We start from the raw sequence: 12,774 nt of genomic DNA, 5'->3' as shown, positions 1-12,774 counted from the left end.
CCTCTATGGGGTCGGAGCCGTGGCGTCGCCGAGTCGGTGCATGACGGGCGCGAGCACCGGATAGAGTTCGCAGTAGAGCGAAAACAGCGTGTCGTAGCGCTCGGCGGCGGTCGGATCGGGGGTGGCCCGCTCGGTGAGCTGGCCGTGGCGGCGAGTGTCGGCGAGATCGATCAGCCCGACGGCCTGACCGGCCAGCAGTCCGGCGCCGAGCGCCGCTTCCACCTCTTCGCGATAGGTGTAGACCGGCAGGTGGGTGACATCGGCGATGATCTGCATCCACAGGTCCGAGCGAGCGGCACCGCCGACGACGATCAGGTAGGGATCGAGGGGCTGCCCCTGACGTTCACCGGCCGCCATGTTGTGACGCAGCGCGAAGGCGACGCCTTCGAGCACTGCGCGATAGAGGTGGTGCCGGCGGTGGGTGAGGTTGAGACCGATGAAGCAGGCGCTGGCCCTGGCGTCCCACACTGGACTGCGCTCGCCCATCAGATAGGGCAGGAAGAGCAGGCCGTCGGCGCCCGGGGGGAGCGACCGGGCGGGTGGCTCGAGGCGCGCGAAGGCGCTCTCTGCTTCCGTCTCGGCGTCATCCGCGCAGCAGAGGTCGATGAACCAACTGACCGAGGCGCCGGCGGTCAGGGCGCCGCCGAAAGTGTAGAGATCGCGTGCGCCATTGAGCACGTGCGGCATGCTGATCAGCCCCTGGGTGGCATCCACCTGCTGGTTGATCATGCCCCAGCACATGCTGGTACCGAGCATGGCGACGTGCTGGCCGGGGCGGGCTGCGCCGGCGGCCAGCGTCGCCATCGCCGCGTCGACCCCACCGGCAAGCACCGCGATGCCAGCCGGCAGGCCCAGCTCGGTCGCCAGCGCCGGCAGTAGGCCGCCCACCGATGTGCCCGAGTCGACCAGCCGGGCCGGTAGCTTGTCCTGGTCGAGCCCCAGCGCGGTGATCATCTCCGGCGACCAGTCACGCGCCTGCAGGTCGTATATGCCGCCGATGTTGCCGGCGGCGCAGTGATCGATGGCGATCTCCCCACTGAGCCGATAGTTGATGTAGCTATTGGGCGGTAGCAGATAGCGGGTACGCGCCCATACCTCGGGGCGCTCATCCTTGAGCCAGCGCATCTTGGTGAAGCCGTAGTAGCTGTCCACGCCGTTGCCGGTGATGGCGCGCAGGCGCGCGAGATCGACGTGGGCGTCGATCCAGCGTACCTGGGCCTCGGCACGCCGATCCATCCAGATCAGGCAGGGGTGGAGTGGGCGAATCTCGGCATCCACCGGGATGCCCGACCCGCCATACAGGCTGCTGACGCAGAGCGCCTTGACCTGAGAAGGATCCACCGCCGGGGCGGCGAGACAGGCGCGCACACAGATCATGACGGCCTCCCACCACACCTCGGGCCACTGCTCGGCCCACAGCGGCCGCGGTGTCTCCACCCGGTAGGCATGACTATGCTGGGCGAGAATGCGGCCCTGGGCATCGAGCACCAGCGCCTTGGTGCTCTGGGTGCCGATATCGATGCCGATGACGCTCTCCATGGGGCTCTCCTGGTCAGTGTTGAGAGGCACGTTCATTGGCGCTCGTGTCCGAGTCGCCGGGTCAAGGCGCGCGTTTGCGGCTCAAGTAGATCGCCAGCAGGATGATGCCGCCCTTGATCACGTTCTGAAGATAGGGGGATACGCCCATCAGGTTGAGGCCGTTGTTGAGCACGCCGAGCAGCATGGCGCCGACCAGGGTGCCGAGAATCATGCCGCGCCCGCCGGTGATCGCCGCGCCCCCCAGCACCACGGCGGCGATGGCGTCCAGTTCGAAGCCGACCCCGGCATTGGGTTGACCGCTCATCAGTCGCGAGGTGAGGATCAGCCCGGCGATGGCAGCGGTGGTGCCACTCAGGGTGTAGACCAGCAGTTTGTAGCGCGAGACCCGAATACCGGAGAGGCGGGTCGCCTCCTCGTTGCCGCCGATGGCATAGAGATAACGCCCGGTCGCGGTGTGGGCGAGCAGCACATAGCCGATGGCGTAGACGCCGAGCATGATCAGGATCGGCATGTCGATACCCGCCACGCTGCCGCGACCGAAGAAGGCGAACTCCGCGGGCAGGCCGGAGATCGGGTAGCCACCGGTGTAGATGAGTCCGAGGCCGCGGGCGATGCCCATGGTCGCCAGTGTCACGATGATCGGTGGCATACCGGCGAAAGCGACGAACAGGCCGTTGGCGGCGCCGAACGCAGCACCCACCACCAACCCTGCAGCAATCGCCAGCGCGGGCGGTATGCCGGCGATCATCAGGCCCGCCATCAAGGTGCCGGAGAGCGCCATCACCGGCCCCACCGACAGGTCGATACCGCCGGTAAGGATCGCCAGACTCATGCCCGCGGCGATGATGGCGATGATCGAGGCCTGGCGGGCCAGGTTGATCAGGTTGCTGGTGCTGAGAAAACTGTCGTTGAGCAGGGCCATGGCGGCGAACACCAGCGCGAACCCGATCAGCGGATAGAAGATCGGGGTGCGTCGCCAGCGGTTCAGCCGGGCGGCAAGGCCGTGTGCATCCGCGTCTGTCTTGGCGGCGAGCTGACTCATGAGGAGAGTCCTCCGGTGGCGTGATACATGACGGATGGGGAGTCGAGCGCCTCGCCGCTCAGCTCGGCGGCGATCCGGCCTTGATGGAAGACCAGGGCGCGATCGCAGAGTGCGAGGATCTCTGGCAGCTCGGAGGAGATCATGATGATCGAGACCCCGCGCGCGGTGAGCGCCTTCATCAGGGCGTAGATCTCGGATTTGGCGCCGACGTCGATACCGCGGGTGGGCTCGTCGAAGATCAGCACCTTGCACCGATGGCCGAGCCAGCGTGCGATGACCACCTTCTGCTGATTGCCGCCGCTGAGGTCGCCGACCGGCGTCTCGGGGCCGGGCGCCTTGACCCGCACCGACGCCATCAGCTCGGCGGCGGTGCGGGCTTCCTGTCGCCGGTCGAGCAGCCGCAGGGGACCCTTGAACCGGGCCAGATTGTTCAGCGAGATGTTGTCGCGGCAGGAGAAGGGGAGTACCAGGCCCTGGGTCTTACGGCTCTCCGGCAGCAGACCGATGCCATGCTCGAGCGCGGTGGCGGGGTGATGCAATTTGACCGGGGAACCTTCCAGACGCACCCGGGCGTAGGCGGGGCGCATGGCGCCGATCAGCCCCATCGCCAGCTCGCTGCGTCCGGAACCGACCAGCCCGGCGAAGCCGAGTATCTCGCCGCGGTGGAGATCGAAGGCGTGTTCGGGGCCGTCGGGGGTGAGCTTCAGCGACGCCACCGACAGCACCACGTCGTTCGGGTCGCTATCGCTGCGTGGCTCGGGGAAGATATTCTCGACCCGACGTCCGACCATCATCTCGATGAGGGCGTCGGCATCGGTCGTCGCGACTTCGCAGCCGCCGACCTTCTCGCCGTCACGCATCACCGTGACCCGGTCGCAGATGGTGAAGATCTCCTCCATATGGTGAGAGATGAACACCATGGCGACACCCTGGCTGCGCAGCTCGCGCATGATGGCGAACAGCTGCTCGGCCTCGCTGGGGGTCAACGTCGCCGTTGGCTCGTCGAGCACCAGGATGCGCGCCTCCAGCGATAGCGCCTTGGCGATCTCGATGAACTGCTGGTCGGCGATACTCAGCTCGGCGACCGGGCACTCCAGGGGAAGGGAGACCCCGAGACGGGCGAACAGGGCGAGGGCCTCTCGGCGCATGCTGCGCCGGGCGCGCAGACCCAGGCGATTGCGGTGTTCGCGGCCCAGAAAGATGTTGTCCACGGCATCGAGATCGGGCACCCAGGCTGAACTCCTGGAAGATGATCCCGACACCCGCTTCAGCGCATCTTGATAGCCATGGAACTCGCGCGCTTCGCGCCGTCGATTCGTATCTGTCCGCTATCGGGGCGGTGGATGCCGCAGAGCACCTTCATCAAGGTCGACTTGCCAGCGCCATTCTCGCCGAGCAGGGCGTGCACTTCGCCGGCCTCGACGTCGAACGACACATCGTGGAGCGCGCGCACCCCGGGAAACGCCTTGGAAATGTGTTTGCAACGAGAGCGTGGCGTCATGATCTTCCCCCGATGTGCCACCCGCAGGTGGCACTCGTCGTGGTCAACGTCGGTGGGTTACCAACGGAAGTCGGCTGCGTTTCGCGATCGATGAGTGTCACATCGATGGGGATTTCTCCGCGGGTGCGGTGCTGGCCCCCCAGTGCTTGGCCAGGCCCAGACCGAGGCCGAGCCGCACATGTCACGCGGATACTGGGCCGCCGTGGCAATGAACGCCGAGTCCGGCTTGCGAATGGCAGCAATGGCCTCGGGACCATCGACGCTGACCATCTGATATCCTTGCCGCTGGCGTCGATCGCGATCAGCGCCCCCAGCGCCCCGATGTCGTTGACGCTGAACAGACCATCGAGATCGGGATGTGCCTGGATCAGATTCTCGGTGACCGTCATCGCCTGGGTCCGATCCTGGCGACCGTTCTGCTTGTCGACCACCGTCACGTCGGGAAACTCGTCGAGCGCGGCGGTGCAGCCCTTGACGCGCTGCAGGATCGGCACCACCGGAATGCCGTCGAGGATCGCCACCTGGCCCTTGCCGTCTAGCGCCTTGCCGAGATAGTGGCAGGCCTTGTAGCCGGCGTCGTAGTTCTTGGAGCCGACGAAACCATCCACCGGGCCCTTGGCCTGGGCGTCGATGGCGATCGTGGTGACGCCCGCCTGATGGGCTTCGAGGACGGCTGTCTCGATGCCTACCGAATCGGTGGGATTGAGCAGCAGAATGTCGATGCCGCGCTGCACCATGTCCTCGACGTCGCTGACCTGCTTGGCGACGTCGTGATGGCGTCGTGATGATGAGATCGGCGCCGATGCTGGTGGTCGCCGCTTCGAGTGCCTCCTTCATGGTCACGAAGTACTCGTTGTTGAGCTCCTGAAAGGACATGCCGATCTTCAGCGGCGCGTCGGCAGCGGTGGCGGCACCGCTCACCATTACCGCCGAACCGGCGGCAATCAGCAGACTGCGGCGAAGCGTTGTCGTGAAATCGCGAATGCTCATGGTGTGCTCCGGGGTTGTTGTTGTCAGCGTGTCGATGACGTGGGGTGGCATGCGGGCTATGTTAACGTCAACATTTTTGACGTTAGGGGACCGCCTATGCGCCGGTCAACGGGATCTCGACCAATGTCTAGCGCGCTCTGGTCGGTCACATGTCGAAGTGACTGGGCAGCACGATCATGTCGCGGATGGTGACGTTGCGCGGCCGGGTCAGCATGTAGAGAACGGCGTCGGCGACCACGTCGGGTTCGATGATGCTGCCGGACTCCTTGGCCTTGCGCAGATTCTCCTCGGGCCAGTCGGCGAGCAGGGCACTGTTGACCGGGCCGGGCGAGACTGCGGCGACGCGGATGCCGTGCTTGAGCACCTGACGGCGCAGCGTCTGCACGAAGCTGTTCATGGCCCACTTGGACGAGGCGTAGACGGGCTCCCAGGGCACCGGGAAGTGGCCTGCGACCGAACTCGTCACCATGATGTCCCCGGTCTGCCGCTCGATCATGTGGGGTAGTACGTTATGGACGTTCTTCATCACCACGCTCACGTTCAGGCTCACCATGCGATCGATGGCGTCCGGATCGGCATCGAGCAGATCACCCCCGATATAGCTGCCGGCATTGGCGTGGAAGATATCGAGTTGGCCGGCCTTGTCGAGAATGCGCGCCAGCAGGGTAGCGCACGCTCGTGGGTCGAGCAGATCGAGGACGAGGGGGATCGCGGCGTCACCGAGCTCCGCCTGCAGCGCGTCCAGCGCGCGCTCGTCGCGATCGATCAGAACCACTGTGGCACCTGCCGCGATCAGTGCCCGAACCGTTGCCAGGCCGATCCCCGATGCCGCACCGGTGACGGCCGCCACTTTACCCGTCAAATCTTGGCTCATGTTCTCTACGCTCCTGTGATGTCGTCTCGTGAACGGCCTGCGGTCAGGGCGCGACTCACAAGCGCCACCTCAGGCGTTACATAAGTTCGTAGACATTAAAATGTTAACGTCAACATTTGGCAGGTTAGGCAGGCCCTCGGATAGGGTCAATATGGCTGAGACCAAGGTCTAGTGCCGTCCGCCCGTCGGCCGATCTATGGCGCGCAAGGCGCCTGTCGCCGACGCGATGGCCTACGGGCCTGACAAGCCCGGAGGTAAGGGGTAATCTCGGGGGCCAGTCCAAATGCCGCCGCGCGCAGCCGCTGACGCCGGACCCTTTCATGTCCATGTCCGACCAGGAGACCCCATGGAGCCCACGCTGTTCAGCAAGATCATCGACCGCGAGATTCCGGCCGACATCGTCTATGAAGACGAGCACGTGCTCGCCTTCCGTGACATCAATCCCCAGGCACCGACCCATGTGCTGATCATTCCCAAGAAGCCGATCGCCACCCTCAACGACATCGAAGAGACGGATCTGGCCCTGGTCGGCCGGCTGCAGTACACCGCGGCCAAGCTGGCCAAGCAGTTCGGTTTCGCCGAGGACGGCTACCGCGTGGTGATGAACTGCAACGAAGATGGCGGGCAGTCGGTCTATCATATCCACATGCACCTGCTGGGTGGGCGCAAGCTGACCTGGCCGCCGGGCTGATAGGTCCGGGATCTGGGGTATTTCCGCACACGGGTAAGGAGACTCACATGGCGCGCCAGCTGTCGCGTAGCGACAATCTGATTCACCAGTTCGACAGCGTGCTGCGCACGCTGGTGCCGGGGGCGGCGCAGCCGCGCCGGCCCTCGCCGGCGCACGCCCAGCCGGAGGGCGCGCTCGACGACGAGCAGCGCCGCCACGTGGCCGGGCTGATGCGCATCAACCATACCGGTGAGGTGTGCGCCCAGGCGCCTATCAAGGCCAGGGGCTGACCGCCAAGCTGGGCGATACCCGCGAGCGCATGGAAGAGGCGGCGGCGGAGGAGATCGATCATCTGGCCTGGTGCGACCAGCGCCTGCAGGAGCTGGATGGCCGTACCAGCTATCTCAACCCCGCCTTTACGCCGCCTCCTTCGGGCTCGGTGCCCTGGCCGGCGCGATCGGCGACCGCATCAGCCTGGGCTTCGTCGCCGCCACCGAGGAGCAGGTCGGGCACCATCTGGAGGCGCATCTGCGCAAGCTGCCGATCGATGACAAGCGCTCGCGGGCGGTGCTCGAACAGATGCGTATCGACGAGGCGCAGCACGAGCGCATGGCGTGGAATCCGGTGGCAGTCGCTTCCCGTTGCCGGTGAAGTGGGGCATGCGGCTGGTGTCGAAGGTGATGACCAAGAGTGTCTATCGCCTTTGAGTGTGGCGCCGTCGAGGGCGCCGGATAGCCGCCGAGCGGCTAGGTGCTGCCTGAAAAGTTGACGAGCAAAGGCCAGGCAAGGCAAAAATCGGCGAAAACGCGGAGTTTACGGGTTGTAAATGAGCATTTTGAGCCGATTTTTAACGCCGCATGGGCGAGCGCAGTACTTTTCAGACAGTGCCTAAAGAAAACCGCAACCTGAGTCGCGGTTTTTGCGTCTTATGCTGTGGGCTCGAGGGCCTCGTTGGACTGGCCGGCGCTCAGAGGACGATTTTAACGCCGTATTGCCGAGCGCAGGCATTTTGTAAACTCCCTCTCAGGCCTCGACGATTTCGTAGTCGTGGGTGATCTCCACGCCCCCTTTGGCCAGCATCAGCGAGGCGCTGCAGTACTTCTCGGCGGAGAGGTCGACCGCGCGCTTGACCTGGGCCTCCTTGAGACCACGGCCCGTGACCACGAAGTGCACATGGATCTTGGTGAACACGCTGGGGGTGCCGTCGAAGCGCTCGGCTTCCAGGGTCGCGACGCAGTCGGTGACGTCGGCGCGCGCCTTCTCCAGGATCTGGATCACGTCGAACGAGGTGCAGCCGCCGAGCCCCATCAGGACCAGCTCCATCGGCCGCGGCCCGGTGTTGCGCCCGCCGTGGTCGGGGTTGCCGTCGATCACGACGCTGTGGCCGCTGCCGGATTCGGTGACGAACTGGCGGCCGTCGGTCCACTTGACTGTGGCTTTCATGCAATCGATTCCTTCACTCGGATAACGTGGCGGCAGCATAACACTCCCGCCAGGCTGAGGTTACGCCCGGCGCAGCCGGCTCTCGAGATCGGCCAGGCGCTGCGGCGTGCCGACATCGACCCAGTCGCCGCGGTGGTGCCAGCCACCCACCCGCCTGGCGCGCATCGCCGCGAGCAGCAGCGGCGCCAGCTTGGCTGCCTCGCCGTCGGGGAGATCGGCGACCAGCTGCGGGTGGATCACGCCGACCCCGGCATAGACCAGACGCGGCTCACCCTCGGCGTGCAGGCGCCCATCGATGTCGAGATGGAAGTCGCCGCGAGGGTGGAAGTCGGTGGTGTCGACCATCGCCAGATGGGCCAGATCGCCTGCGGTCAGCGTCGGCTGAGCCAGGTCGATATCGCTCCAGACGTCACCGTTGAGCAAGAGGAAAGGGGCATCGCCCAGCAGCGCCAGGGCATGGCGCAGGCCGCCGGCGGTCTCCAGCGGCGTGGGCTCGCGGCTGAAGGCGAGACGCAGGCCGAAGCGTTGGCCATCGCCGAGGGCGGCGACGATCTGCTCGCCACGGTAGCTCACGTTGATCACCACCTCGCGGAAGCCGGCCGCCGCGAGCCGTTCCAGATGGTGTTCGATCAGCGGCTTGCCGGCCACCGGCAGCAGCGGCTTGGGGCAGTGGTCGGTGAGCGGTCGCATGCGGCTGCCGAGCCCGGCGGCCAGGATCATCGCTTTCATGCCGAGGCTCCCTTCGAAGGCTCTTGTGCCTGCTCGGCGTGGTGCAGAGCCAGCCGCGCCTGCATCGCCGGGTGGTAGATCTCGCGCAGCCAGGCGTGGAAGTCAGCCAGCTCGGGCAGTGCTTCGAGGCCGGCGTCGAGCTGGGCATAAAAGTGCGGCAGCCAGTCGAGATAGCGCGGCTTGCCGTCGCGCAGGTAGAGACGGCAGAACTGGCCCAGGATCTTGAGCTGACGCTGGGCGCCGATCGCCTCGATCGCGGCGCGAAAGGCGGTGGCATCCGCCAGACGGGTGCCGAAGTCGGCCTGGCTGCGGCGGTGGAAGTCGTCGATCCAGCGATCCATCTCCGAGCGCGACCAGCGCTGGTAGCGCCCGCGCAGCAGCGAGATCAGGTCGTAGCCCAGCGGCCCCGCCAGGGCGCCCTGGAAATCGATCAGTGCCAGTTCGCCATCGACGATCATCAAATTCATGGCATCGAAGTCGCGGTGCACCGCGACTTCGGGCAGCGTCGCGATGTGAGCCAGCAGGTGACGTTGGGTATCAGCCCAGCAGGCGGGTGCCTCCAACCCTAGCCAGCGTCCTAGACCCCACTCGGGGAAGCGCTCCATCTCCTCTTCCATGAAGGCAGCGGAGTAGGGCGGCAGCTCGGCCGGTGAGGCCAGCCGCTGCAGGCGCAGCAGCAGATCGATGGCCTGGGCCGTACCGTGCCGCGCGCTATCGGCATCGTCGAAATGGTGGTGCAGACTGTCATCGCCGAGATCGTCGAGTTCGAGAAAGCCTTGGTCTAGGTCGATGGCGTGGATTGCCGGCACCGGCAGTCCGGCTGCACGCCAGCTACGGCCGATGGCGACGAAGGCGTGACTATCCTCGAGCTCGGGTGGGGCATCCATCAGCATGCGCGTGGTGCCGTCGGGTAGATGCACCCGGCAGTAGCCACGCAGGCTGGCGTCGCCGGCGACGGGCTCGAAGCGGCAGGTGTCGGCGGCGATGGCGTGGTGCCGGGCTATCCAGGTGTGCAGCTGAGCAAGGCGCAGACTCATCGAGACTCCCAGGGTGGATCGAGTTGACGGGGTGCGGATGGCACCGCATGCTGAAGCCGCCTATCGGTTGGGCAGGCGGGGGTGAGGCGCTGACCGACGCCAGTGTGCCGTCTATGGACGAACACGCCAATGCATCGCGATATAGCTGCGCGCTGCTCGGCGGACCGAGCGCAGCCACGCGAGTGCAACACATTCGGTCGTAACAACAGGGAACGTCCTCGCGGCAAGCGCCGGCGAGGTCTGTATAATACCGGCTCCACTCGGCAAGGACACAGAGGACATGGGCAAGCGACTGGTCTGGACTGCCCTCACCGGCGTGATTTCATCGACCGCCCAGGCGGCCCCTCCGGCACCGCTCCCGGCGGACCAGCTGGACTGGGTACCCTGGGGCGATCAGGCACCGGCCGGCGAACTGTGCGGCGGGCGCTATGTCCAGCCCGGCTATCTGCTGCCTGAGGGGCGGACGCCGGAAGAGGTCCTCTCCAACTCCGCCACCGCGGAGTATGGCGACAACGGCGAGACGATCCTCGGAGGCGAGGTAGTGCTGCGGCGTGGCGACAGCCAGCTGCAGGCGCCGCAGGTGCGGGTCAACGCCGCCCGCGATACCGCCTTCGCCGATGGCCCGCTGACCATCCGCTATCCCGGTCTGCTGGTACGCGGCGACGACGGCCAGGTCTCGCTCGACAGCGACGCGGCGCGCATCGACGACGCCCACTACGTGATCCACGACCAGCGCGTGCGCGGTGATGCCCAGGCGCTGCAGCGCCTCGACGACGGCCGTTATCGCATGCGCGAGGCCAGCTTCACCACCTGTGCGCCGGACAGTCGGCTGTGGCGGATCGTCGGCAGCGACGTCACCATCGACCGCGCCCAGGGCTACGGTACCGCCACCAATGCGCGCCTCGAGATGGGCGACGTGCCGGTATTCTACTGGCCTTGGGTACGCTTCCCGGTCGACGATCGCCGCCAGAGCGGTTTCCTCTGGCCGACCCTGGGGCTCTCCAGCGATGGCCTCGACTACAGCCAGCCCTACTACCTGAATCTGGCGCCCAACTACGACGCCACCATCACGCCCCGGGTCATCACCGACCATGGCCTGCTGATGGGCGGCGAGTTTCGCTATCTCTTCGGCAGCGATCGCGGCACGATCGATGGCGCCTATCTGGCCAATGACAACGGCGGCAACAACGATAACCCCAACGATCCCAAGGATGCCTTCGACGGCAAGGACCGCTGGTTCGTCGACTACCAACACTACGGCTACTTCACCGATCGCCTGGACTACGCGCTGCGCTACGGTGCCGCCAGCGATGGCCGCTACTTCGATGACTTCGGCAGCGACTTCGCCGAGCAGGACACCGCGTACCTCGAGCGTCTGGCGCGGCTCTCCTATCAGGGTACCACCTGGTATCTGGACGCCCGCGCCCAGGGCTACCAGCGCATGCAGTATCCGATCGACGAGAACGATCGCCCCTACTACCGCCTGCCCAGCCTGACCGCCAATGCGCGCTGGCAGCAGGAGAGCGGCTTCTATCAGGAGTGGAACTCCAACGCCACCTACTTCTGGCGTGACCTGCACGGCGTCGACGCCCAGGGCAACTGGTTCGACGAGGACGAGAACCGCACCCGCAACATTCCGCTGCGCGAATCGGCCAACGGCTCGCGCCTCAATCTGACTCCGGCCATCGGCTGGCGGGCACAGCCGAGCTGGGGCTTCCTCGAACCGCGCTTCCAGCTGTGGCAGACCAACTACGAGCTCGACTACGGCAATCGTGACACCTCGCGCGACGAGACGTTGTCCCGCACGGTGCCGGTCTACTCGCTGGACTCGGGTCTGATTTTCCAGCGTGACGTGACCGCGTTCGATCAGGGCTTCAAGCAGACCTTCGAGCCGCGCCTCTACTACGCTTACGTACCCGAGCGCGACCAGTCCGAGTATCCGGTGTTCGACACCGACGAACAGGCGATTTCGTGGAGCCAGCTGTGGTCGCCCTACCGCTTCACCGGGGCCGATCGCGTGGGTGACGTCAACAAGCTCTCCTACGGCGCCTCGACCCGCTTCCTCGAGGATGACACCGGGCGCGAACGGCTGGCGCTGTCGGTCGGTCAGAGCGCCTACTTCGAAGATCGCAACGTCACTCTGCTCGATGACAGCGACAATCTCACGCCTGCGCAGCGGCGCTACGATGACTACCGGCGCACGCGTGACCGCTCGCCGGTGATCACCCAGCTCGACTGGCGCATCAACGACCAGTGGCGTTCGCGCTACGAGTGGTTCTACGACGATCAGCGCTCGCAGACCGAAAAGGCCTCCGCCTATCTGCAGTATCTGAGCCCGGCCGGTCATGTATTGAACCTTGGCTACCGTTGGCAGCTCCAAGGTTTCGATCCGGCCAGCGACGCCGATGATCAACTGAGCTACGACCGTGAGGATTTCGACGTCTCGTTCGCCTACAAGGCGACCTCGTCGCTCGATCTGATCGGCCGCTATCTCTACGACAACACCAACAAGCGGGATCTGGAGACGCTGGCCGGGTGCAGTTCAACAGCTGCTGCAGCGCGGTGCAGGTGGTCTGCGGGAAGGGGTCGACGACAACGACACCGCCTATACCATCGACGATGACTACACGACCGCGGCCTGTTCCTGCGCTTCGTGTTCAAGGGACTCGGCGGGGTAGGGCAGAAACGCCGACAGCTACTTCGCCAGCGCGGTACCGGGTTACGAGCCCCCACGTTCTGAGTCGGGCCCGGCGGAGCCGGGCAGCCGATCGAGATCGAGCAAGACCCGTGATTCATCAAGCAAGGGAAGTGCTGAACAAATAGGCGAGCGGGATGAAGTGCAAGGCGCCCGAAGCGCAAGAACCGCAGCATATGGGGTATATGTGAGGATTCTTACCGGGCTGGCGCTCCAGCGCCGCGCAACGCAGCGATTCGCCCGCGCAGGCATTT

At 65.7% G+C, this 12,774-nt stretch carries 10 protein-coding genes and 2 pseudogenes; 3 read left to right on the top strand and 9 right to left on the bottom strand.

The genetic code is table 11. The features are described from left to right. Positions 1 to 3: 3 nt before the first annotated feature. The 6 genes from CN538_RS03175 to CN538_RS03155 form a co-directional block, all read right to left on the bottom strand. The gene (locus tag CN538_RS03175; protein ID WP_242495527.1) at positions 4 to 1,569 is read right to left on the bottom strand and encodes an FGGY-family carbohydrate kinase; all 1,566 of its coding nucleotides are present in this window, start codon (positions 1,567 to 1,569) and stop codon (positions 4 to 6) included. 31 nt (positions 1,570 to 1,600) lie between these two features. Continuing rightward, positions 1,601 to 2,581, bottom strand: coding sequence for an ABC transporter permease (locus tag CN538_RS03170; RefSeq protein WP_106418543.1), 981 nt, complete (start codon positions 2,579 to 2,581; stop codon positions 1,601 to 1,603). Beyond that, on the bottom strand, positions 2,578 to 3,810 hold the full coding sequence (locus CN538_RS03165; RefSeq protein ID WP_242495526.1) for a sugar ABC transporter ATP-binding protein: 1,233 nt from the start codon (positions 3,808 to 3,810) through the stop codon (positions 2,578 to 2,580). Before CN538_RS03165 ends, CN538_RS03170 begins: the two co-directional genes overlap by 4 nt. Positions 3,811 to 3,848: 38 nt before the next feature. After that, the gene (locus CN538_RS21820; protein ID WP_242495525.1) at positions 3,849 to 4,082 is read right to left on the bottom strand and encodes an ATP-binding cassette domain-containing protein; all 234 of its coding nucleotides are present in this window, start codon (positions 4,080 to 4,082) and stop codon (positions 3,849 to 3,851) included. Beyond that, positions 4,079 to 4,819 (bottom strand): substrate-binding domain-containing protein, encoded by a 741-nt coding sequence (locus tag CN538_RS03160; RefSeq protein WP_277985086.1) that lies wholly within the window; start codon positions 4,817 to 4,819, stop codon positions 4,079 to 4,081. Before CN538_RS03160 ends, CN538_RS21820 begins: the two co-directional genes overlap by 4 nt. A 398-nt stretch (positions 4,820 to 5,217) precedes the next feature. Beyond that, entirely contained in the window at positions 5,218 to 5,946 is a 729-nt protein-coding gene (locus CN538_RS03155; protein WP_106418542.1) for an SDR family oxidoreductase, read from the bottom strand. A gap of 346 nt (positions 5,947 to 6,292) precedes the next feature. Between CN538_RS03155 and CN538_RS03150 the strand changes: the two genes are divergently transcribed. After that, on the top strand, positions 6,293 to 6,637 hold the full coding sequence (locus CN538_RS03150) for a histidine triad nucleotide-binding protein (RefSeq protein WP_106418541.1): 345 nt from the start codon (positions 6,293 to 6,295) through the stop codon (positions 6,635 to 6,637). Between the two features lie 47 nt (positions 6,638 to 6,684). Then, a pseudogene (gene coq7, locus CN538_RS03145) lies at positions 6,685 to 7,323 on the top strand (2-polyprenyl-3-methyl-6-methoxy-1,4-benzoquinone monooxygenase). Between the two features lie 316 nt (positions 7,324 to 7,639). Here coq7 and CN538_RS03140 read toward each other — a convergent pair. Genes CN538_RS03140 through CN538_RS03130 form a run of 3 tightly spaced genes read right to left on the bottom strand, consistent with a single transcriptional unit; the run spans position 7,640 to position 9,825 of the window. Beyond that, the gene (locus CN538_RS03140; protein WP_106418540.1) at positions 7,640 to 8,059 is read right to left on the bottom strand and encodes an OsmC family protein; all 420 of its coding nucleotides are present in this window, start codon (positions 8,057 to 8,059) and stop codon (positions 7,640 to 7,642) included. 60 nt (positions 8,060 to 8,119) lie between these two features. Continuing rightward, positions 8,120 to 8,788 carry an N-acetylmuramate alpha-1-phosphate uridylyltransferase MurU gene (gene murU, locus CN538_RS03135; protein WP_106418539.1) on the bottom strand — a complete coding sequence of 223 codons (669 nt, stop codon included), beginning with the start codon at positions 8,786 to 8,788 and terminating at the stop codon, positions 8,120 to 8,122. Then, positions 8,785 to 9,825, bottom strand: coding sequence for an aminoglycoside phosphotransferase family protein (locus tag CN538_RS03130; protein ID WP_106418538.1), 1,041 nt, complete (start codon positions 9,823 to 9,825; stop codon positions 8,785 to 8,787). The genes murU and CN538_RS03130 overlap by 4 nt, the downstream gene beginning before the upstream one ends. A 280-nt stretch (positions 9,826 to 10,105) precedes the next feature. On the opposite strand from CN538_RS03130, the pseudogene CN538_RS03125 reads away from it, so the two are divergent. Beyond that, positions 10,106 to 12,554: pseudogene (locus CN538_RS03125) on the top strand (LPS-assembly protein LptD); the annotation flags it as partial. Positions 12,555 to 12,774 lie beyond the last annotated feature (220 nt).

This window comes from Salinicola tamaricis (assembly GCF_003006155.1).
Classification (GTDB): Bacteria; Pseudomonadota; Gammaproteobacteria; order Pseudomonadales; family Halomonadaceae; genus Salinicola; species Salinicola tamaricis.
The sequence above is the reverse complement of the archived record's forward strand: the minus strand, read 5'-3'. Positions and strand labels throughout refer to the sequence as shown.